Annotated in this window: 23 protein-coding genes and 1 pseudogene; 9 read left to right on the top strand and 15 right to left on the bottom strand. The window is 71.5% G+C overall.

The features are described from left to right. Positions 1-49: 49 nt before the first annotated feature. Complete coding sequence (locus tag DEJ21_RS13635; protein WP_220036579.1) at positions 50-841, bottom strand: HNH endonuclease family protein; 792 nt, start codon at positions 839-841, stop codon at positions 50-52. Positions 842-911: 70 nt separating this feature from the next. Further along, a complete protein-coding gene (locus DEJ21_RS13630; RefSeq protein WP_146247781.1) occupies positions 912-4,340 on the bottom strand; it encodes a DEAD/DEAH box helicase in 3,429 nt (1,142 codons plus the stop codon). 191 nt (positions 4,341-4,531) lie between these two features. Between DEJ21_RS13630 and DEJ21_RS18615 the strand changes: the two genes are divergently transcribed. After that, positions 4,532-4,660 (top strand): hypothetical protein, encoded by a 129-nt coding sequence (locus DEJ21_RS18615; RefSeq protein WP_258375068.1) that lies wholly within the window; start codon positions 4,532-4,534, stop codon positions 4,658-4,660. Positions 4,661-4,776: 116 nt separating this feature from the next. Further along, a complete protein-coding gene (locus DEJ21_RS13620; RefSeq protein ID WP_146247780.1) occupies positions 4,777-5,778 on the top strand; it encodes an AraC family transcriptional regulator in 1,002 nt (333 codons plus the stop codon). Between the two features lie 40 nt (positions 5,779-5,818). On the opposite strand, the gene DEJ21_RS13615 is transcribed toward DEJ21_RS13620, so the two are convergent. After that, positions 5,819-7,231, bottom strand: coding sequence for an amino acid permease (locus tag DEJ21_RS13615; protein ID WP_110865115.1), 1,413 nt, complete (start codon positions 7,229-7,231; stop codon positions 5,819-5,821). A 185-nt stretch (positions 7,232-7,416) separates the two neighbouring features. Here DEJ21_RS13615 and DEJ21_RS13610 point away from each other — a divergent pair, with 185 nt between their 5' ends. Then, entirely contained in the window at positions 7,417-7,917 is a 501-nt protein-coding gene (locus DEJ21_RS13610) for a DUF427 domain-containing protein (RefSeq protein ID WP_071247210.1), read from the top strand. A gap of 93 nt (positions 7,918-8,010) precedes the next feature. On the opposite strand, the gene DEJ21_RS13605 is transcribed toward DEJ21_RS13610, so the two are convergent. Beyond that, positions 8,011-8,343 carry a hypothetical protein gene (locus DEJ21_RS13605; RefSeq protein ID WP_128779638.1) on the bottom strand — a complete coding sequence of 111 codons (333 nt, stop codon included), beginning with the start codon at positions 8,341-8,343 and terminating at the stop codon, positions 8,011-8,013. A 90-nt stretch (positions 8,344-8,433) separates the two neighbouring features. Between DEJ21_RS13605 and DEJ21_RS18610 the strand changes: the two genes are divergently transcribed. The 3 genes and pseudogenes from DEJ21_RS18610 to DEJ21_RS13590 all read left to right on the top strand — a co-directional run bounded on the left by DEJ21_RS18610 (position 8,434) and on the right by DEJ21_RS13590 (position 9,814). Continuing rightward, positions 8,434-8,814 (top strand): hypothetical protein, encoded by a 381-nt coding sequence (locus DEJ21_RS18610; RefSeq protein ID WP_071404200.1) that lies wholly within the window; start codon positions 8,434-8,436, stop codon positions 8,812-8,814. Further along, positions 8,781-9,284: pseudogene (locus DEJ21_RS18485) on the top strand (DUF6264 family protein); the annotation flags it as partial. The gene DEJ21_RS18610 and the pseudogene DEJ21_RS18485, both read left to right, overlap by 34 nt. A 95-nt stretch (positions 9,285-9,379) precedes the next feature. Continuing rightward, positions 9,380-9,814 (top strand): hypothetical protein, encoded by a 435-nt coding sequence (locus DEJ21_RS13590; protein ID WP_071404198.1) that lies wholly within the window; start codon positions 9,380-9,382, stop codon positions 9,812-9,814. A gap of 4 nt (positions 9,815-9,818) precedes the next feature. On the opposite strand, the gene DEJ21_RS13585 is transcribed toward DEJ21_RS13590, so the two are convergent. The 3 genes from DEJ21_RS13585 to DEJ21_RS13580 form a co-directional block, all read right to left on the bottom strand. Continuing rightward, positions 9,819-10,439, bottom strand: coding sequence for a hypothetical protein (locus DEJ21_RS13585; RefSeq protein ID WP_111224928.1), 621 nt, complete (start codon positions 10,437-10,439; stop codon positions 9,819-9,821). A gap of 190 nt (positions 10,440-10,629) precedes the next feature. Beyond that, entirely contained in the window at positions 10,630-10,752 is a 123-nt protein-coding gene (locus DEJ21_RS18605; RefSeq protein WP_258372851.1) for a hypothetical protein, read from the bottom strand. After that, the gene (locus DEJ21_RS13580) at positions 10,752-12,206 is read right to left on the bottom strand and encodes an APC family permease (protein WP_071404196.1); all 1,455 of its coding nucleotides are present in this window, start codon (positions 12,204-12,206) and stop codon (positions 10,752-10,754) included. Before DEJ21_RS13580 ends, DEJ21_RS18605 begins: the two co-directional genes overlap by 1 nt. Before the next feature lie 97 nt (positions 12,207-12,303). Here DEJ21_RS13580 and DEJ21_RS13575 point away from each other — a divergent pair, with 97 nt between their 5' ends. Then, the gene (locus tag DEJ21_RS13575) at positions 12,304-12,732 is read left to right on the top strand and encodes a DUF6892 domain-containing protein (RefSeq protein ID WP_052481637.1); all 429 of its coding nucleotides are present in this window, start codon (positions 12,304-12,306) and stop codon (positions 12,730-12,732) included. Between the two features lie 49 nt (positions 12,733-12,781). Here the strand turns inward: DEJ21_RS13575 and DEJ21_RS13570 are convergent, their stop codons facing one another. The 3 genes from DEJ21_RS13570 to DEJ21_RS13560 are packed head-to-tail and all read right to left on the bottom strand — an operon-like array spanning position 12,782 to position 15,438. Next, positions 12,782-13,393, bottom strand: a complete 612-nt coding sequence (locus tag DEJ21_RS13570; protein WP_111224927.1) for a uracil-DNA glycosylase — start codon at positions 13,391-13,393, stop codon at positions 12,782-12,784. Further along, entirely contained in the window at positions 13,390-14,592 is a 1,203-nt protein-coding gene (locus DEJ21_RS13565) for a glycosyltransferase (RefSeq protein ID WP_111224926.1), read from the bottom strand. The genes DEJ21_RS13570 and DEJ21_RS13565 overlap by 4 nt, the downstream gene beginning before the upstream one ends. Before the next feature lie 9 nt (positions 14,593-14,601). Next, positions 14,602-15,438: a DUF429 domain-containing protein gene (locus tag DEJ21_RS13560; RefSeq protein WP_111224925.1), complete on the bottom strand. Its 837-nt coding sequence runs from the start codon at positions 15,436-15,438 to the stop codon at positions 14,602-14,604. Positions 15,439-15,515: 77 nt separating this feature from the next. On the opposite strand from DEJ21_RS13560, the gene ligD reads away from it, so the two are divergent. After that, positions 15,516-16,538, top strand: coding sequence for a non-homologous end-joining DNA ligase (gene ligD / locus DEJ21_RS13555; RefSeq protein ID WP_111224924.1), 1,023 nt, complete (start codon positions 15,516-15,518; stop codon positions 16,536-16,538). Between the two features lie 55 nt (positions 16,539-16,593). Here the strand turns inward: ligD and DEJ21_RS18300 are convergent, their stop codons facing one another. The 4 genes from DEJ21_RS18300 to DEJ21_RS13545 form a co-directional block, all read right to left on the bottom strand. Continuing rightward, positions 16,594-16,737, bottom strand: coding sequence for a hypothetical protein (locus DEJ21_RS18300; protein WP_155896788.1), 144 nt, complete (start codon positions 16,735-16,737; stop codon positions 16,594-16,596). Beyond that, on the bottom strand, positions 16,734-16,895 hold the full coding sequence (locus DEJ21_RS18295; RefSeq protein ID WP_163343780.1) for a hypothetical protein: 162 nt from the start codon (positions 16,893-16,895) through the stop codon (positions 16,734-16,736). The genes DEJ21_RS18300 and DEJ21_RS18295 overlap by 4 nt, the downstream gene beginning before the upstream one ends. Positions 16,896-17,038: 143 nt before the next feature. Then, positions 17,039-18,082, bottom strand: coding sequence for an ATP-dependent DNA ligase (locus tag DEJ21_RS13550; protein WP_111224923.1), 1,044 nt, complete (start codon positions 18,080-18,082; stop codon positions 17,039-17,041). A 161-nt stretch (positions 18,083-18,243) separates the two neighbouring features. Beyond that, on the bottom strand, positions 18,244-18,735 hold the full coding sequence (locus DEJ21_RS13545) for a hypothetical protein (protein ID WP_111224922.1): 492 nt from the start codon (positions 18,733-18,735) through the stop codon (positions 18,244-18,246). Between the two features lie 108 nt (positions 18,736-18,843). Between DEJ21_RS13545 and DEJ21_RS13540 the strand changes: the two genes are divergently transcribed. Continuing rightward, entirely contained in the window at positions 18,844-19,887 is a 1,044-nt protein-coding gene (locus tag DEJ21_RS13540; RefSeq protein WP_181435890.1) for an MBL fold metallo-hydrolase, read from the top strand. Between the two features lie 21 nt (positions 19,888-19,908). Here the strand turns inward: DEJ21_RS13540 and DEJ21_RS13535 are convergent, their stop codons facing one another. Then, positions 19,909-20,541, bottom strand: a complete 633-nt coding sequence (locus tag DEJ21_RS13535) for an FMN-dependent NADH-azoreductase (protein WP_111224920.1) — start codon at positions 20,539-20,541, stop codon at positions 19,909-19,911. Positions 20,542-20,681: the final 140 nt, after the last annotated feature.

Here is a 20,681-nt window from a genome sequence, read left to right as displayed (position 1 = left end):
TGCGCCGGGCTTCCGAGCCGACACCCAGCGGCGCCGGACCCGCCCGACGTCAGCAGGCGTCCAGCACCCGCACCATCGCGTCCCGCTCCGCCGGAGCCACCCACAGCCGGTACTTCGCCTTCACCGTGACCTGGTGCTCGATGTAGGTGCAGCGGAACGCCTTGTTCGCGGGGAGCCAGGTCGCCGCGTCGCCGGAGCCCTTCTGCGAATTGGATCGGCCGTCGACGGCGAACAGGTTCACCGGGTCGTTCGCCAGCGCCTGCCGCTCGGCCTCTGTGAGCCGCTGGGCCCCGGTGCGCCAGGCGTTCTCGAGCGCGACGATGTGGTCGATCTGCACGAGGGTCGAGGTCGTGCTGCCGCGCACGAAGTCCACCGTCGCACCCGTGTACGGCGAGACGAGGGTGCCGGTGAGCACCTTGCAGCGGCCCTCGCGGGTGATGTCGGCGAGGTCGCGGGCGAGGACGTCGTTCCGGGTGTCGCACCCGTTGCGGTCGACGTCGAGCCAGGCGCTGCCGAAGTCACCGGTGCGGTCGTAGCCGGTGCCGGCGGCCTTGCCCTTCACGGGCAGGTCGGCGAGCTGGGTGCGTGCGCGGACCGCGTCGGCGTCGGTGCCGCGGCTGACGGTCGGACTGGAGGCTGGGCTCGCCCCCGACGGCGCCTGCTGCGGTCCGATCGTGGTCGTCTCCCCGGCCGTGGGGCCGCCCGCAGCGGTCGTGCCCGCCGCGTCGGCGTCCGGCCCGAGCACACCGGTGGTGTCGAGGGCGTACCCGCCGACGGCGAGGGCCAGGACGACGAGGACGGAGGTCAGGGTGATGCGGCTGCGGCGTCGGCGGGACGTCATGCGGTGGGACTCCAGGTGGTGCGGGCGGAACGTGGTGCGGGGCGGAACGTGGTGCGGGTCGAACGGCGGGTCAGGTCAGCAGGGAGCGGATGTCGTCGGCGGTGAGGTCGTCGGCGAACAGTGCGTCGTCGTCGATCATCGTGGCGAACAGCTCGGCCTTGCGGGCGGCGAGGGCGAGGACCTTCTCCTCGATGGTGTCCTCGGCGATGAACCGCTGGACGCTGACCGACCGGGTCTGCCCGATGCGGTGCGTGCGGTCCACGGCCTGGGACTCGGCGGCGGGGTTCCACCACGGGTCGAGCACGAACACGGTGTCCGCCTCGGTCAGGGTGAGCCCGAACCCGCCGGCCTTCAACGAGATGAGGAACGCCGGAGCGGCGCCCTGCCGGAAGCGCTCGATGACCTCCGGGCGCTTGCGGGTGGAGCCGTCGAGGTACTCGTAGCCGATGCCCCGGGCGTCGAGGGCGTCGGACACCATCCGCAGGAACGAGGTGAACTGGCTGAACACCAGGGCGCGACGGCCCTCCGCCGCGAGCTGTTCGAGTTCGTCGAGCAGCAGGTCGAGCTTGGCGGAGGGGATCGGCGTCGATCCCGACGTGACGTCCGAGTCCGACGACGATGAAGACGCCCCCGACGACACCAGCGCCGGCGACAGCGCGAGCATCCGCAGCAGCGTCAGCGACCGGAACACGATCATCCGGTTCTTCGACAGGTCGTCGATCAGGTCGAGGACCTTCAGGCGCTCCCGGTTCAGGGTGCGCTCGTACAGCTCCCGGTGCGCGGGGTCGAGCGTGACCCGGACGACTTGTTCTTGCTTCGGCGGCAGGTCGGCCGCGACGGCTTCCTTGGTGCGGCGGAGCATGAGCGGCCGGATCCGTCGGCGCAGCCGCCCGGTGAGTTCCTGCCGGGCCTCGCCGCGGAGCTCGGGCGAGGCGAGGGGCTTCACGTAGTCGTCGCCGAACCGGGTCCAGGTGGACAGCAGCCCCGGCGCGACGATGTGGAACAGTGCCCAGAGGTCGGTCAGGCCGTTCTCGAGCGGTGTGCCGGTGATCGCGAACTTCACCGGGGCCTGCAGCTCCGAGGCGACGCGGTGGGTCTGGGACTGCGGGTTCTTCACGAACTGGGCCTCGTCGAGCACCAGCGCCGACCACGGCAGGTCGGTCCAGGCGCGGGCGTCGAGCCGGAGCAGCGCGTACGAGGTGACGACGATGTCCGACGCAGCGGCGGTCCGGGCGACGAGTCCGGGGTCCTTCAACGACGTCGAGGTCACGGTCGCGACCCGCAGCGACGGCACGAACTTGGCGGCCTCGGCGGCCCAGTTGCCGACGACCGAGGTCGGTGCGACGACCAGGAACGGGGGCGCGTCGGGCTCCGCGGCACGACGGGCAGCGACCATCGCGAGCACCTGCAGCGTCTTGCCGAGGCCCATGTCGTCGGCGAGCACCCCGCCGATGCCGTGCGTCACCAGGAACGACAACCATGCGTACCCGGCGTGCTGGTACGGCCGCAGGTCGGCGTGCACGGTGTCCGGCACGGGGATGTCACCCGGGGGATTCGCCCCGAGCAGCCCCGAGGCGATCGCCTGCCACCGCTCGTCGTGCGAGGTCTCGTCGGCCAGCAGGTCGAACTCCGACCACAGCCCGGCGTGCAGGGGCGTGACGGCGATCGGCTGGTCGGGCTCCCACTCGTCCAGGTCGCGGGCCTCGTCGATGAGTTCCTTGAGCCGATCGAACGCGGGGTCGGCCAGCGACAGGTACGAGTTGTCGACGAGCTTGAGCCGTCGCTGCCGACCCGCGAGCGCGGTGAGCAGCGGCGTGAAGGGGATCTGCTTGCCGTTGACGCTGACGATGATGCCGAGGTCGAACCAGTCGTGCTTGTCCGACGGCATCGTCGTGACACGGATGTGCGGCCGCCCGCTCAGCCGCTCGTAGTCGAGCCGCTCACCCTGCACGACCGTGCGGACGCCGAGCGACGGCAGCTCGGGCAGGAACTCGTTCGCGAACACCGAGACGTCGGCCCCGTCGATGGTGCCGTCCTGGAACCAGTCCAGTCCGCCACCGGGTCCGGCAGCGCGGACGGGAGGCCCGGCCTGCGTCACGTCGTCGGCCGGCGTCGTCGACGTGGTCGGCTCCACCGCCGCGGCCGGGTCTGCGACGGGAGTGTCGTCGGTGCCCGTCGGATCGTCGGCGGCACGGAGCCCGGACAGGTCGGGGAGCGGGCCGTGCAGGGACACGGGGTCCTTCCGGCCGTCGACGTGCCAGCGCCAGTGCAGGTGCACGCGGTCGTCGGTGCGCGGGGCGCGGGCCGGCTCGAAGGTCGCGGTGAGCACGAGCTCGGGCGGGGTGCGTTCCGGCAGCTCCACCGAACCGTCGGAGCTGACCAGCCCGAGGGCACCGCGCAAACGGGGCGACCAGTCGGCCAGGAACTCGTCGACCTCGGCGGTCGGCACGGTGATCCGGGTGCCCTCGACGAGCATCCGGCGCTGGTCCTCGGGCACCGGCGCCGGGGTCGGTGCGACGGCGACCGTGAACTCGGGGCTCTCGCGGAACACGTAGACGCCGTGGTCGCCGATCATCCGCGCCGCTCCGGGCACCACGGGTCGGCCGTCGAGCACGGCACTCGCACCGATCACCACGGCGTCGTCGTGCCGGGCGACGTCGAGCAGCACCTGGGCCTGCGTGCCGAGCACCGCACCGCCCTCGCGCTTGCCGGTGACGAACGCGATGTCGAGCGCCGCTGCCTGCTGCAGGAGCGGCCAGAGCAAGGGGCTCCGGAAGTCGTCGAGGTGCAGCCAGTCGCTCTCACCCGGCAGGCCCGCGAGCTGCCCTGCGCGGTGCAGGGCGGCGAGCTGCAGGAACCAGGCGTGCTGCTCTGCACCGACGCCGAGCCGGTTCTGCGAGTAGGGGAGCGTGCCCCACGTCAGCTGCCCGCGCACCCAGTTGCCGGCGTCACTGCGGGTCACCGGCCGGACCCCGAGCCGCACGCTGCGGGACGGCGCCGGCAGGGCGCGGCCGGCGGCACGGGCGCGCGAGGCGAGCTTGGCGGGGACCGCGTCACGCAACTCGAACTGCAGTCCCATCCGGGTGCCCTGCGGGGTGGGCGCCCGCTCGTCGTCACCGGCGAGGCGGGCGAGGTCGTGCCTCCAATCCGAGGGCGGCGGAGCCGGCGTCTCCGGGCGTGGGCCGGCGTTCGCGGCGAGGGCGCGGGCGTTGATGGTGAGGAGCGCGGCCGCGACGTGCTTGCAGTCGCCGCCGAGCGGGCAGCTGCAGGTGCTGCGGACCGGGCGGACGAAGTCGCCGCGCGCCGGGGTGGTGTCGACGCGGAGTTCGTACGGGTCGTCGGCGGTGCCGGACACGACCGCGGTGACCGTGCCGTCGTCGTCGTGCCAGGTGGCGTCGTCGACCAGGCCGGCGCGGACGACGTCGCGTGCGCGGCCGAAGGTCTGCGGCCCGACGAAGCGGATGACGTCGACGGCGTCGATCATCGGGGCAGCAGGCACGGGACCATCGTGCCAGTCGCCACCGACGATCCGGGCCGCCACCCTGTGCGACGGACATCTGACAGGACTACCGTCCAACTCGGAGCGCGACGACTGCGGTCCACGGAACCGATTGGAAACGCATGCCGGACCGACTGCGGTGGGTACGCGACTCAGCCGACCACTGGAACGGGTGGATCGACGCTGAGGTCGTGTGCGACATCACCCGGACCGACACGTACACCGTCGATTCCCCGGACCACTCGTTGACCGGCGGGCACTCGTCCTTCGAGAGCGCGGCGGCTCAGGTGCACGGCTGGGTGCGCTGGACCGGCCGTTAGGCCGCGGAACGCAACCTGGTTGTAGGACCACCCGCTGCTCCCTAGCGTGAGAGGGCAGGTCGGCAACACAACGCACGTGGTCACACCGCTCTGCTCGACGAGAGAGAGGTGTTCCCGTGACCGATACGACCGAGTCGCAGGCGCCAGCTCCGGGTTCCGAGCCTGCTGCACGTCCGGCCCCGCCGCGCTCGCTCGTCGCCGTGGCCGGTCAGGACACCGACGAGGCCATCAGCTCGCTCGCCGGCATGTACGCGGGCAAGGCCTGGTACTCCCGGGCCCTCGACCAGGACTACTGGTTCAAGTACGTCGGTGTCGGTGACGAACGGCTGAGTGTCCGCCGTTCCCAGATGCACGGGTACCTGCGCGGTGACGTCGCCACCGAGGGCGAGGTCGTCGTCCAGTGGCTCGAACGCGGCGAGGCCCGAGTCGACGTCGGCCGCGACGAGGTGCGCATGCAGCCCGGCGTCCCGACGCTGTTCCCCGTCGAGCGCCGGTTCGAGATGGAGTACCAGGACTGGGACCAGCGCCTGGTGCACCTGCGCCGGGACCTGGTGCTCGACGTCGCCGCCGAGGACCACCTGGTCGACGGCACCATGGCGTTCGACACCACCGCCGCGCCGAACCTGACCGCCGTCGGCCTGTGGCGGACCGCCGTGTCCGGCGCGCTCCGTGCGCTGCGCGAGGAGGGCGACGAGTCCCTCGCCTGGCACGAGGCGCAGCGCGACGTCGCCCGGGCCCTGTTCCGCATGTACCCGCTGCAGGCCGAGCGGTTCCCCGCGGGCTACGGCACACGCAGCGACGGACGACTCCGGGCCGCGGTCGAGTTCATCCAGGCGCACGCCCACGAGCCGCTCACCGTCGCCGACATCGCGCAGGCCGCGGGGCTGAGCATCCGAGGGATCCAGGAGTCGTTCCAGCGGGCGTTCGAGCGCTCGCCGATGACGTACCTGCGCGAAGTGCGGCTCGGACGGGTGCACGAGGAACTGCGGATCCTCGACCCGCAGGCGACCTCGGTGGCGGACGTCGCCCGGCGGTGGGGCTTCGCGCACATGGGGCGGTTCGCCTCGGTGTACGCGAACCGGTTCGGGGAGTACCCGCGGGAGACGTTGCGGCGCTGAGGGGCGTGGGCGTGGGCGCTGCCGGCGTCGGCTGCCGCGCTCAGCGCTTCGCTGGCTCGGCCAGCTTGCTGTGCTTCCGCGAGTACCCGAAGTACACGCCGAGCCCGATCGCGAACCAGATCGCGAACCGCACCCACGTCTCCCACTGCAGGAACGTGACGAGCCACAGCGACGCGATGACGCCGATGATGGGGATGACCGGCATGAACGGCAGCCGGAACTGGCGGTCCAGGTCGGGCTGCCGGTAGCGCAGCACCACCACGGCCGAGCACACCACGACGAACGCGAGCAGGATGCCGATGTTCGTGAGCTCCGCGACGACACCAATCGGCAGCACCCCGGCCAGGATCGCCGACGCGATGCCGAGGATCCAGGTCACCCGTGTCGGCACGTGCCGCTTCGGGTCGGTCTTCGCGAACCACTTCGGCATCAGGCCGTCGCGGCTCATCGAGAACCAGACGCGCGAGGCACCGAGCATGAACGTCACCAGCACCGTGACGATGCCGACGATGGCACCGATCGCGATGACGTTGGCCACACCGCCGAGCCCGACCGACGCGAACGCCGACGAGAAGCCCGACGCCGGGTCGATGTCGGTGTACTTCTGCATCCCGGTGAGCACGAGGGTCGCCAGGACGTACAGCACCATCGAGATGCCGAGGGACAGCAGGATCGCCTTCGGCATGTGCTTGCGCGCGTCGGTGGACTCCTCGGCCGCGGTGGACATGGCGTCGTAGCCGAACACGGCGAAGAACACGGTGGCGGCACCGGTCATCACGCCGCCGAAGCCGAACGGGAAGTACGGGGAGTAGTTCGCGCTGTTGATGTGGAACACGCCGAGCACGACGATGAGCACGACGAGCGCCACCTTGATGCCGACGGCGACGAACTCGAACCGAGCGGCGCTGCGGATGCCGCGCGTGAGGACGAACGCGGTCAGCAGGCACAGCGCGATCGCGAAGACGTCGATCACGTGGCCGTCACCGGTGCCCGGGGCGCCGAGCATCCAGGCCGGCAGGTCGATGCCGAACTGACCGACCAGGAACCCCACGTAGCCGGAGATGCCGATCGCGACCACCGCCACGATCGCCGTGTACTCGAGCAGCAGGTCCCAGCCGATGAACCACCCGACGATCTCGCCGAGCACCGCGTAGCCGTACGTGTACGCGCTGCCCGCCTTCGGGATGAGCCCGGCGAACTCGGCGTACGACAGGGCAGCGGCGGCGCTCGCGACCCCGGCGACCAGGAAGCTGATCAGCACCGCGGGGCCGGCGACACCGTTCGCGACGGTGCCGGCGAGGGTGAAGATGCCGGCGCCGATGATGCCGCCGATGCCGATCGCGGTGAGCTGCCACAGACCGAGGTGCCGTTTCAGGCCGCCCTCGCCCCCGGCCTCGTCATCGATCGTGTCGATGGGCTTCCGTCGGAACAGGGTGCGTGTCGTCGTCGTCACCCGCCCATGGTGCACCCGGAGGCGATTCCGCGCACGGGCGGAGTTTCGCGCTGGACGACACTTCTCGCGCCGCCGAGCCCGTGAACTGTCGCTCAGCGCGAAAGAACGGCCCGACCCGCACGCACGCGAGCGCCCTCGCCGCACGCACGCGGCTGCACCGCAGGCACCGGGCGTACACCTGGAGCATGCGCCACCCGAAGAGGACCGAGCCCGGCCCCGGCCAGGAGTCCGTCTGGGACTACCCCCGCCCACCCGCCGTCGAGCGGGTCACCGCACGCGTCGTCGTCCGTCTCGGCGGCACGGTCGTCGCCGACACGACCGACGCCGTCCGCGTGCTCGAGACCTCGCACCCGCCGGTCTACTACCTGCCGATGGCCGACCTCGCCGAGGGTGCGCTGGTCAAGGCGCCGGGTTCGAGCATGTGCGAGTTCAAGGGCCTGGCGCGCTACTTCGACGTCGTCGGTGGTGACGGGACGGTCGCGAGCCGTGCCGCCTGGAACTACCCGACGCCCGTCCCGGGCTACGAGTCGCTGCGGGAACGCGTCGCGATCTACCCGTCGGCGATGGACTCGTGCGAGGTCGGCGGCGAACGGGTCCAGGCGCAGGACGGCGACTTCTACGGCGGCTGGATCACGGCGGACATCGTCGGACCGTTCAAGGGCGCGCCCGGCACGCTCGGCTGGTGACCCGGCGTCGTCGGGCGGGGCGGCCCTGACCCGGACCGACCCGTTCCGCACGCGACGGGGCGGACCCGACCCGGACCTCCCGGCCGGACCGCGTCAGCGGTTGGCGTACGGCGACCAGAACGGCGGCGGGAACGTGCCCCCGGTCACGATCACCAGCACCTGCCAGATGAGCATGACGAGCCCGACGCTCCCGATCACGATGCCGATCCACGACCACACCTGCACGGCCCGGCGACGACCGGCGATCCGGATCGCCCGCCAGCCACTGAGCACGCACACCAGCCCGAACACCGCACCGAGCAGCACGTGCTGCACGGTCGACTGTGCGGGCACGATGATGCCGAGGTAGAACGCGACCGGTCCGAGCACCACCGCGAAGGTCGCAGGGGCTGCCGGCGGTTCGTGGTCTCGAGCGACTGCTCCCATGGACCGCATGTTAGCGAGTGAACCTCGCTTCGAATACGTCCGAGTCGCGCAGCGCGGGCACCCGGTCGCGGGAACGGGCACCATGGAGGCATGCGTTCCTTCTTCCGCGTCCTGCTCGGCCTGGCCCTCGTCGTCGCGGGCACGAGTCACCTCACCTTCGCGCGCAAGGAGTTCACGGCGCAGGTCCCCGAGTTCGTCCCGCTGGACGACGACACGACGGTGCTCGCATCGGGGGTCGCGGAGATCACGCTCGGCTCGGCCCTCGTGCTCGCCCCGAAGCCGGCCCGCCGCTTCGTCGGCTCGGTCGCGGCGCTGTTCTTCACGGTGATCTTCCCCGGCAACCTGTCGCAGTGGGTCAACCGGCGCGACGCCTTCGGCCTGGACAGCGACGAGAAGCGCTTCGTCCGCCTGTTCGGTCAGCCCGTCCTCATCGCGCTCGCCCTCTGGTCGACGCGCGGCCGGCGCTCCTGATGGGCGCGCCCGCGCGGCAGTCCGGCCCGGCCCCCGGCGTGGGCCCCGGGTCGGGACCTGCGTCGGGTCCGGATCCGCTCGGGTCCGGTCCGGCGCGCTTCGGTCGGGAGGCCCGGCACCCCCTGGCAGGACGCGCTCGCGTCGCAGACGTGGTCGCCTCCACCGCCCTGCTCGTGGTGCTCACGGTCGGTGCGTTGGCAGCGGGGTGGGGGATCAAGCTCATGTCGCTGGCGTTCGTGTCGTGTGCGGCGCCGGGCAACACCTGCAACGAGACGCTGGGTGACTCGGTCGTCGTCGTGGGACCGATCATCGTGGCGGCGGTGCTGGTCGCGACGATCGTGGTGTGCGTGCTGCGGCTCGTGCGGCGTCGGCTGACCTGGCCGGTGGTGCTCGTCGGCATGGCGGCGATCGTGGCGGTGTTCTTCGCCTCGCTGCTGCTCGTCGACAGCTCGGTCACACACGGCATCTGAGGGACTCTTCCCTCACAGGCTGGGTTCGTGGAGCGGTTGTCCACAGACCCAGATCGCGCCTCGGGCGGTGGCTCCCGGTTCGCCACGCTGGAGCCATGCCTGACACCGAGATGCTCGACCGCCTGATCCGTGAACCCGTCCGCACCGACGACGACGTCGTCCGACTCGTCGAAGCCGTCGTCGAACGACCGCTGCGCCGGCAGTGCTGGGTGCTGTTCCTCGACGACCGCGGGATGTCGATCCCGTTCCTGCTGCCGATCGCCGACCTGCCGTACTCCCCGGACGAACACGTCGACGACTTCGCGGCCCTGATCGCCGACATCGTGGCGCAGCTCGGGGCCGTCGACGTCGTGCTCGTGTGGGAACGCCCCGACGCCGACCGGCTCTACCCGGTGGACTGGGAGTGGGTCGACGCCTGTGCCTGTGCCCTCGACGAGCAGTCGGTCCGGCTCCGCGCCCAGGTCGTCGTGCACTCCGGCGGAGCCGCGATCGTCGAGTTCGACGAGGAGACGCAGGCGGTGGCCTCGTGAGCGGTCAGCCCTGGGGAGCGGCGTCCGGCACGTCCTGGCCGGTGAGCTCCTCGACGATCGCCTTCGCCTGCGGCCACGACTTCGCGTAGTGGTCCGGGTCGGAGTTGATCTGCACCGCGTGCGCCATCTGCGTCGGGCTCATCGTCTTCCAGCCGGGGACCTTCACGAGCTTCGTGTAGAACATCGTCGCGGCCGTGTACGGGTCCATCCGCTGCTCGTAAGTACCCCAGGCGCCGTTGTCGCGCTGCTGGAACAGGCCGCGGCTGTCCGGGCCCGCGGCGTCGCCGTGGTCCAGGTTCACCAGGCTCGACTCGCCGATCGCGGTCATCACCCCGACGGCCTGCGTGTGGGGGCCGATGCCGAGCGCCTGGGCGGCTTCGATCACGTGTGCGGCGTTCACCAGGCGGTCCTGGCAGAAACCACCGACGGGGCCGGCCGGCACGACCATCCCGCCGATCGTCTTCGAGACGACGGCCGGGCACGCGGGCGTCGGGGTGGCGGCGCTCGACTTCGCGATGCCGGCGAGCGAGTTGACCGCGATCACCACGAGGACGACCACGCCGATGCCGACCGCAACGATCCCGGCGCCGAACACCGAGGCGAGGGTGATGCCGACACGGCGCATGACGGGACCTCTCGAGGGGCTGGGCGGGTGCTGGGCGGGCGGAGCGGGAAGAGCAGCACGAGCGTACGGGCGCCTCCTGGGAAGCGTGCGACGGCCCGCCGTGAACGCACGCTTCACGAGTGACGGTTCTGGTGCACGAAGCGCAGGGCTTCGCGAACCAGAACCGTCACGGGCCGTTCGTGCACGGCGGTCAGCGCTCGCGTCGACCGTCCTGTCGACCCCGGCCCCGACGCAGGCGCCAGCCCCCGGCGGACAGCGACAGCGCGGCGATCACCGCGATGACGACGGTCCAGATGACACTGGTCGCGTCCATCAGACGTCGCGGTGGTCGTGCGGCGGCCGCTGCACCTTCGTCGGCTCCGTCACGAGACCGGTCGGGGCCTTCTCGGCCTGCTTCCGTCCGTGGGTGAACCAGGTCAGGATCCAGAGCAGCACGCCCAGGGCCAGCAGTGCGCCGGCGATCTGGTACTGCTGCGGGTCACGACCGGACGAGAACGGCAGGACGAGCCAGAGGCACGTGATGATGCCGATGACCGGGATGATGACGCCCGCGCGGAAGTGCTTGTGGTCGACCTTGTCGCGGCGGAGCACGAGCACGGTCACGTTCACGACGGCGAACACCGTCAGCAGCAACAGCGAGGTGGTGCCACCGAGGACGACGACGATGGGGGAGTCGGGGTCGAGCGAGACCCACCCGATCAGCAGCAGCGAGATGAGCGTGGTGAAGACGATCGCGGTCGACGGGGTGCGACGGGCGGGGGAGATGCGGGACAGGAAGCCCGGCAGCACGCCCTGCTTGCTCATGCCGTAGAGCAGGCGCGACGCCATCATCATGTTGATCAGGGCGGTGTTGGCGACGGCGAACATCGAGATGAAGGGCAGCAGGTCGGCGATCGGGAAGTCCGGCGCGGCGGTCTGCACGACGGTGACGAGCGGGGTCTCATTGCCGGCCAGTTCACCGATCGGTACCACGGCCACGGCGCAGATCGACACGAGCACGTAGATCACGGCCGTGATGCCGAGACCGGTGAGCATGATCTTCGGGAAGATGCGCGAGGGGTCCTTGGTCTCCTCGGCCATGTTGACCGAGTCCTCGAACCCGACCATCGCGAAGAACGCCAGCGACGTCGCGGTGCTGATCGACAGCAGCAGGGACTTGTCCTCCGGCGTCTCGAACATCACGACCCGCGAGAAGTCCGCGTTGCCGCCCGCGATCGCCCAGAACCCGATCAGGATCACCATGACGAGACCGGACAGCTCGACCAGCGTCAGCACGACGTTCGTCTTGACGCTCTCGCTCACCCCGCGGAAGTTGATGAACATCACCGCGAGCATGAAGCCCATCGCGATGAGCATCACCACGCCGTTCGGCAGCTCGATGCCGAACCCGGCGCCGAGGTTCGCCGCGAACGCCCGCGATGCCGTCGACGCCGATGTGATCCCGGAACACATCACGATGAACGTCACGATGAAGGTGACGAAGTGGATGCCGAACGCCTTGTGCACGTAGAGGGCGGCACCGGCGGTCTGGGGGTACTTCGTCACGAGTTCGAGGTACGAGAAGGCCGTCAGCAGCGCGACCGCGAACGCGATGAGGAAGGGGAGCCACGCTGCCCCGCCGACCTCGGCCGCGACCTGGCCGGTGAGCGCGTAGACACCCGTGCCGAGGATGTCGCCGACGATGAAGAGCAGCAGGAGCTTGGGACCGATGACTCGGCGGAGCTCGTGCTGCTCCTGCTGTGGGCGGTCCGTCTTGGTGGTGGCCATGCGTCACCCTTGCGCGCTGGATGCCTTTCTGTCCAGTCCCACAGGAAGGTTTCTCGCGATCGCAACACGGTCGCTCGGCGACGGATACGCTCCGGCCATGGACCAGCAGTCGAACACCACCGAGGAGCCCATCGAGTTCGCGGACTTCAACGCGAAGCTCCTGGTGCTCGACGTCCTCTGCTACGACCTCGACGTCCTCGACCCCTACGACCCGGACGCCGAGGACGAGACCGACGAGGACCTCGACGTCGACGGGCAGGACGACCGGGCGCGCGAGTACTACGACGACCTCGACCTGCTGCCGTCGCACCTGTCGCTCGTCACCGAGATCACCGTGGACTCCGACCTCGAGGTGCTGCAGGACGTCCACCCCGGCTGGGACGGCTCGGACGACCGCTTCGACCCGCAGAACTGGGACGATCTACTCGACCTGCCGGAGCTCCGCACCGTGTACGCCGCCGCACCACTGCCCGCCCACGTCGCCGAGCGGCTCGCGACCAAGGGCGTCGAGGTCCGCTCCGCCTGAGCGGGACGCGACCGGGACGCGACCTGGACGCACCGGGGCGGACGGACGGCTAGCGGTCCAGCGCCCGCAGCTGTTCGGTGAACTGCTTCGCGCCGCCCTGTGCCGGGTGCCGCACGGCGATCGCCTCGATGCCGGCCAGGGCGAGCGCTCCCTGCGCCTTCCGACCGACGGCGACCACCCGGACCCGGTCCACGCCGCCGAGGGCCTCCAGCAGCGCGAGCGCGACGGGCGCTCCCGAGCGGACCTCGGCGGGTCGGGGCGTCCGGTTCGTCAGCCGGTCCGGTGCCACGAAGGGGTGGTGCGGGAAGATCGCCCACGCGACGGGGAGGGCACCGCGCCAGCCCTCCAGCGCAGCGTGCACGACGCGCGACGAGGCCTCCCACGGTGCCGTGGGCTCCGGTGGCACGACGTACTCGGGTCCGAGCTCGCGCATGCTCGTGAACGGCACACCCGTGTTCGTCATGCCGCGCCACCCCGGTGCCTCGGCCACGAGCAACGTGTCGGCTCCCGGCCCGGACCGCTCCAGGTACCGCGTCAGGTTCGCCCGCCGCAGTCGTCCCTCGGCCGATCCGACCTCGTAGAGCGCCTCGGCGTCTGACTCGACGGGCACGGCGTCGAGCGCGGCGAAGAACGCCGCGAACCGCCCGCCCGTCCCGCTCACGAGCGCCCGAGCACCCGGCGGTAGACGTCCTCGAGCCCCGCGGCCGACCGCTCCCAGCTGAGACGCTCCGCGTGCTCCCGCCCCGCAGCGGCGAGCCCTGCAGCGTACGGACCATCGGTCAGGATCCGCTCGATCTCGGCCGCCCACTCCTGCGGGTCACGGGACTCGAGTACGACGCCCGTCTCCCCGTCGACCACGGCCTCACGCAGGCCCCCGGCAGCGGCGGCCACGACCGGCACCCCGGAAGCGGAACCCTCGAGCGCGACGAGCCCGTACGTCTCGGAGTGGGACGGCACGAGCACGGCTGCCGCGCCACGGAACAGGAACGCCAGGTCGGCACGCGACTGCGGCCCGATGAAGGTGACGTGGTCGGCGATGCCACGCGCGTCGGCGAGCCGACGCAGTTCGTCCACGTAGTCGCCCGCCTCACTCGAGACGTCACCCGCGATGACCAAGGTGGGGCGGGCCTCCAGGCTGATGTCCGCGATCGCCTCGATCGCCAGGTCCAGGCCCTTGAGCGGCTGCACGCGCGCCGCTGCGACGACGTAGGGAGTGGCGGCGCGGCGCGCGCCGACGGCGGCGGGGCGGAAGACGGACCCGTCGACCCCCGGCGGCACGATCCAGATGCGGGCGTCGTCGCCGCCGAGCCGGGTGCGCACGGTCGAGGCCTCTGCCTCGGAGACCACGACGACGGCGTCCGACTCGCGTGCGAGCAGTTCCTCGCCGGCGATGCGGCCGGCGGACTCGGGTCGTTCGCCCTCGGACAGCGGCGTGGCCGGGTCGGCGGCGATGGAGTGGAACGACTGCACGTGGGGGATGCCGCGCTCACGGGCGACGGGCAGCGCGGCCGCGCCGGAGAACCAGTGGTGCGAGTGCAGGACGTCGAACGGCCCGAGCTGCTCCAGCTCGTGGCGGAACGGTTCGATGAACGCGTCGTGCTCGCCCTTCGGCACCGGCTCGGCCGGCCCCGCGGACAGGAACCGCAGGCACACGCCCGGCACGAGCGACACCGAGTCCGGCTGCGTCGGGGCAGACCGGCGCGTGATGATGTCCACGTGGTGGCCCAGGTCGGCCAGCGCCTCGGCCTGGTGTCGGACGACGACGTTCATGCCGCCGACCTCGCCCGAACCGGGTTCGTCTCCGGGGGAGGTGTGCAGCGACACCAGCCCGATGTGCAGGGGTTCGGTCGTCGAGCTCACCGCTCAACCCTAGCCGCGCGGCCTCCGCTGCGACGGGCGCGCGGGTGCCACCACGACGGGCCGACGGCCCGCCTCGTCCGGCGGGTCGCACAGGAGGGCCGGATCACCTCCCAGGATCTGCACGCGCTCGTCGCCGTGTCGCTCCCAGAACGCCGCCGTCCACGCACACAGCGCCCCGTCGAGCAGGTCCTCGCGGTGCTTGTGCGTCGGACCGTGCAGCACCGACGGGTCGGCGAGCCGCTGCGTCAGCGGGTGGGAGTCCAGCAGCAGCGGCGGGTCGAGCGGGGTCTCGCGCAGCCGCCGGACCAGCTCGTCGAACGCCTCGGCGCGACGGGCACGCGCCTCGGCGGCGGGGATCCGGAGGTCGAGCCGCTTGTACCGGGGTCGTTCCACGTCGTAGCCGAGCTCCTCCACCCCGACCAGGGTCGTGTACGGGTAGCACTCGAACATCGCCGGACCGGTGCGTGCCCGCATGGCGTCCGTGTCGGAGACGTACCCGACGCCGAGCGCGGTCAGCCGGTCGAGCAGCGCTGAGCCAGCGCTCGCCGCAGACGCCTGGTTGGTCGGGTTCGCGGCGACCTTCCACCGGCCGTACCGCTGCCCGACCTGCCGTTCGGACTCGCGGATGCCCGTCGGGTTCGTCACGACGAGCGAGGCGTCCACGGCGATCAGGGATCGTGGCCCGAGGTGCTCGGCGATCCAGTCCGCGACGGCGTCGACCCCGCGGGCCCACCCGGCGTCGGTGATCGTGCCGTCCTGGTCCATCGCCACCAGCCCGGTCTCGTTCGCGGCCTTCCGCTCGGAGCCGAGCCCCCACGCAAGGTCGATGCCGAGGTACGCGTTCACCCGCCCATCCTGCCGTGCGGGAGCACGGGCGGGCCGGGCTGCGGGCGAGCGGCCGCCACGCGTGTACGGTCCGCTGCATGGCGAGCGAAGCGACGACGGTGCGGGTGCCGGGGCCCGACGGTGACCGCGAGGTCCGGATCAGCAGCCCCTCGCGGGTGCTCTGGCCCGAGGCGGGCATCACGAAGCTCGACCTCGCGGAGTACCTCGTCACGGTGGGCGACGCCTTCGTCCGGGCGAACGGGGACCGGCCGATCTCGCTGCAGCGGTTCCCCGGCGGCGTCGACGGCGAGCAGTTCTTCTCGAAGAACCCACCCAAGGGGGCGCCCGACTACGTCCGCTCGGTGACGGTGACCTACCCGAGTGCCCGGTCGCACCCGCAGCTCGTGATCGACGAGCCGGCCGTGGCGGTGTGGGCCGCACAGATGAACACGGTGGTGTTCCACCCGTGGGCCTCTCGTGCCGAGGACAGCGACCACCCGGACCAGCTCCGCATCGACCTCGACCCGCAGCCCGGGACCGATTTCGGCGACACGGTGCCGGTGGCCGAGGAGCTCCGGAAGGTCCTCGACGAGGTCGGCCTGACCACCTGGATCAAGACGAGCGGCAACCGCGGCCTGCACGTGTTCGCGCCGATCCGCCCCGAGCACGAGTTCCTCGAGGTGCGGCACGCGGTGATCGCTGCGGCACGCGAACTCGAACGACGGATGCCGGACCGGGTCACGACGGCGTGGTGGAAGGAGGAGCGGGGGCAGCGGATCTTCGTCGACTTCAACCAGGCGAACCGTGACCGCACGATGGCCGGTGCATACAGCCCCCGGGCCCTGGCGCACGCCTCGGTGTCGACGCCGATCGAGTGGGACGAACTGCGCACCGCGGACCCGACGACCTTCACGATCCGCACGGTGCCGGAGCGGCTGCGGACCACCGGCGACCCGTGGGAGTCGATGGGGGAGCAGCCGGGCAGCATCGCGCCGCTGCTCGAGTGGTGGGAGCGGGACCTGGCGAACGGCGAGGGTGAGCTGCCGTTCCCGCCGGACTTCCCGAAGATGCCGGGGGAGCCGCCGCGCGTGCAGCCGTCGCGGGCGAAGAAGCCGAGCTGAGGCCGAGCGGCCGAGCGGCCGAGCAACCGGCGGCCGAATGCCGAACAGCCGCGGCTCAGGCTGCGGAGGAGACGTCCCGCTGACGGTCCGGGTCCTCGACGCGCGTGGTGTGCGTCGGCAGCCCGATGCTGGCGGTGTGCAGGCGGGTGAGCCGCGACCAGGTGCCGCGGTGCACGTCGGTGATGCCGTCGACGATCACGAGCCGAGTCCGACCGTGACGAGTGCGAGCGCCGTGGCGGTCACGCCGGCGATGGCGCTGATGACCGCGCTGAGCTGCAGGACGCGCTGGCGCCGTGCCTCTCGGACTTCTGTGAAGGGGCTCCGCCGAGGGTGGCGGACAAGCGTGCTGGTGCTCATGTCGACCGCTTTCGATCCGGGCGCCCGGACTGGACGCCTCGTGCTGCTGAGATCATCCTGGCACGGCTTCGCTAGTTCGGCTAACTACTTTTCCCCGAACGTGACAGAACAGCGACAAACGGACACCGCAGTGCGTTCCGTCGTCAGGACAGCACGTCGTTCAGGTTGTACGCACTCGGCACCTCGAGCTGCTCGAACCCGCACGACGTCGCCTCCCGGTCGGGCCGCCACCGCTCGAACTGCACGGTGTGCCGGAACCGGTCGCCCTCCATCTGGTCGTACCGGACCTCGAGCACCAGCTCCGGCGCCAGCCGGACGAACGACGTGTCGCGACCCGACGAGAACCGCGACCGTCCCCCGTCACCGGTGACGGGCCTCCCGTCCGCATCGCGGAGCACGACGGGCTCGAGCTCGTCGACCAACGCGGCCCGGCGCTTGTCGGAGAAGGCGGAGACGCCGCCGACCTGGCGGAGCTCGCCGTCCGCGTCGTACAGGCCGACGAGCAGCGACCCGACGCCGGAGCCGCTCTTGTGCACGCGGTAGCCGATGGCGACGACGTCGGCGGTGCGGTGGTGCTTGATCTTGAGCATCGAGCGCTTGTTCGGTTCGTACGGCCGCGCTCGCGGCTTCGCGACGACGCCGTCGAGCCCGGCGCCCTCGAACGTGGTGAGCCACTCGCGCGCCTGCTCGACGTCGAGCGTGGTGCGGGTGACGAAGAGCGGATCGGTCATCGCGTCGCCGAGCTGCTCCAGGCGCTCGCGACGCTCGTCGAAGGGGCGGTCCACCAGCTCCTCGCCGTCCACCGCCAGCAGGTCGAAGGCCACGAACTGCGCCGGTGTCTCGACGCTGAGCTTGGTGATCCGTGAGGCCGCCGGGTGGATGCGCTGTGACAGGGCCTCCCAGTCGAGGCGCTCGGCACCGGGTTCCCCAGCGCGCAGGATCACCTCGCCGTCCAGGACGACCGGGTGGTCGCGGCCGCCGAACTGCGCGCGGAAGGCCTCGACGAGCTCGGGGAAGTACCTGGTGAGCGGCTTGGCGCCGCGGCTGCCGATCTCGACGTCGTCCCCGTCGATGGTCACGATGCCCCGGAAGCCGTCCCACTTCGGTTCGTACCGCAGCCCGCCCTTCGTGCTGTCCGGGTCGGGGACGGTGGCGACGGCCTTGGCGAGCATCGGTGCGATCTCCATGGGCCCTGTCTACTCGCGCGCGTCGGCGGGGCTGTCGGCGCGGCCTGTGCCGTCTGCCTGGAGGCCCGTGCTCCGCCCGGCACGTGCGTTCGGTGAGCAGAAATGGTCGGGTCGACGGCCCGGACCCGACCATTTCTGCTCACCATGCACCGCAAGCGTGTTCAGCGTCGGCAGTCCGGCTCCATCTCCACCTGCGTGTGCGTGTTGGCGGTGTACGAGCGGCCTTCGGCTTGGTAGTCGATGAAGATGGGTCCTGTCGTACCTGATGTTCCCTTGTCGCGTGACAGGTGGATGGCGAGGTCGAAGTGCTCGCCTGCTGGAACAGACCGGCCGATCGCGGACCTCGGGTCGCCCCATTCCTCCGCCAGCGGCCACGACACCGATCCGGTCCTGCTGTACGGGGAGACCGGAACCAACAGGACTTCGTGCGTCGTCACGCCGGTCTGCTCCGGCGTCCTGATGCCGGTGACCACGATGGACGGGCCGTTCTCCCTGTCGATCGGGATGCCGATCGAACCATCGAGGCGGGCGCTCTGGCACCAGACGGTGCCGCTGTCGGTGAAGCGCAGCGGTCCGTTCGTCGACGGTGTGCACGAGGTGATGCTCAGAGCCAGAGCGATGCCCAGAACCGGAGCAGTGCACTTGTTGCGCATGGGTTCCTCTCGACCGATCAGACGTTACTGGAATGCAATGGGTGAAACAATGCATTTCAGAAAGTGGCCCGCCTCGTCGATGTCGATGGCGTCGGTATGGTGGCGAGCGTGACGACCGTGCCCCCGCCGGCAGCGCCGGCCCCGGAACCGATCAGCCCCGTGCAGGCCGCCGCGCTCCGCGACGGCGTCCTGCCACCCGTCGAGCAGGTCCGGCCGGGCATCTGGACCCTCGCGGTGCCGTTCCGGTTCGGGGTGCCCGACGCGACCCTGGTCTACGTCGTCGAGGCGGCGGACGGCTCGCTCGCGGTGATCGACCCCGGGTGGTCTGCCGACGGCGGGCTCGCCGAGCTGCGGGACGGGCTCGCCACGATCGGCCGGAACCTGGACGACGTGTCGCTCGTGGCCGTGACGCACCTGCACGCCGACCACCTGGGTGCCGCGGCGGCCATCCGCCGGGCGACGGGTGCGCGCGTGGCGATGCACGGCCTCGAGGTCCGCGCGCTCGAACGGGAACGCGCCGACGCCGAGCGGAACGACGCGGACATCGCGACGTGGGGGCTGCCCGAGCACCTGCAGGCCGGGGTCGTCGAGGCGTGGGGCAGCGGACGCCGGATCGGGATGGGCCGGATCGAGGCGCCGTACGCCGACGTGCCGCTCGAGGACGGCGACCTGCTGCCGATCCCCGGTCGGACGATCCGCACGCTGTGGACCCCGGGGCACACGAGCGGGCACGTGTGCTTCCTCGACGAGGCCGACGGGCTGCTGTTCTCCGGCGACCACGTGCTGCCGCGGATCAACTCCGGCATCGGACTCGGCGGCCGAACCGGCACGAACCCGCTCGGCGACTACCTGGCGTCCCTCGCGCGGCTCGACCCGTACGGCGACCTCGAGGTCTGCCCGGGGCACGAGTACCGGTTCCGCGGCATCGTCACCCGCGCGCAGACGCTGGCCCGGCACCGGGAGGAACGCTCGCGCCACGTCGCCGCCGCCCTCGACGCGCTGGACCGTCCGACGCTGTTCGAGGTCGCCGCCCGCGTGCCCTTCAGTGGCGGGATCGAGTCGATGACCGGGTTCCTGCTCGCGAGCGCGCTGACGCAGACGGCCTTCCACGCGGAGCTGCTCGGGCGGGCCGGCGAGATCCGGCCCGCCTGACGAGCGCCGCGGCCGCGCGGGTCAGCCGAGCGTCGTCGCCAGGCGCTCGATCGTCGTCTTCGCGTCGGCGAACTCCGCGGCGGCGTGGTCGGCCAGCGGTGCGAGGTCCGGCAGCCGGTCGGCCAGGGTCGCGCTGACGGTGATCGGGTACAGCTTCATGCCGAGCGCGGTGCCGAGCACGATGTGCAGGACGGGGGAGCCGTGGTCCCAGCCCTCGGTCGGGGTGCCGGCGTCGTAGGTCGCGCCGCGGCTCACCACGGTGACGACGGGTCGTCCGGCCAGGGGCTGCACGCCGCCGGTCAGGATGCCGGGCACGTGGATGCGGTCGATCCAGGCCTTCAGGGTCGACGGCACGGTGTAGTTGTACAGCGGCGCACCCACCACGACGACGTCGGCGGCCAGGAGCTCGTCGATGACCCCCTGACGGAGGGCCTCGGCCTCGGGCGCAACGGTCTCCTCGGCGGTACGGTCGGCGGCGGCCCAGTGCAGCGCCGAGCTCTCCAGGTGGGGGAGCTGGTCGACGTGCAGGTCCCGTCGGACGACCGTGTACTCCGGGCCGCGGGCGCGCCAGGCGTCGGCGAAGGCCGCGGTCAGTGCGCGCGAGCGGGAGTGGGACAGGTCGGCCGAGGAGTCGATGTGCAGCAGCGTGGGCATGTCGCCAACGCTACCGGCGCGGACCCGGCCGGGCGCGGATGCGGAACGGCCCCGCCTGCTCCGGTGGAGGAGCAGGCGGGGCCGTCACGGGCCTCCCGTCCACCGCGCGGGCACGCGACGGACGGGAGACGTCTCAGGGT

This window comes from Curtobacterium sp. MCSS17_006 (assembly GCF_003234215.1).
Taxonomy (GTDB): Bacteria; Actinomycetota; Actinomycetes; order Actinomycetales; family Microbacteriaceae; genus Curtobacterium; species Curtobacterium flaccumfaciens.
This window is presented reverse-complemented; position numbering and strand designations above follow the sequence as displayed.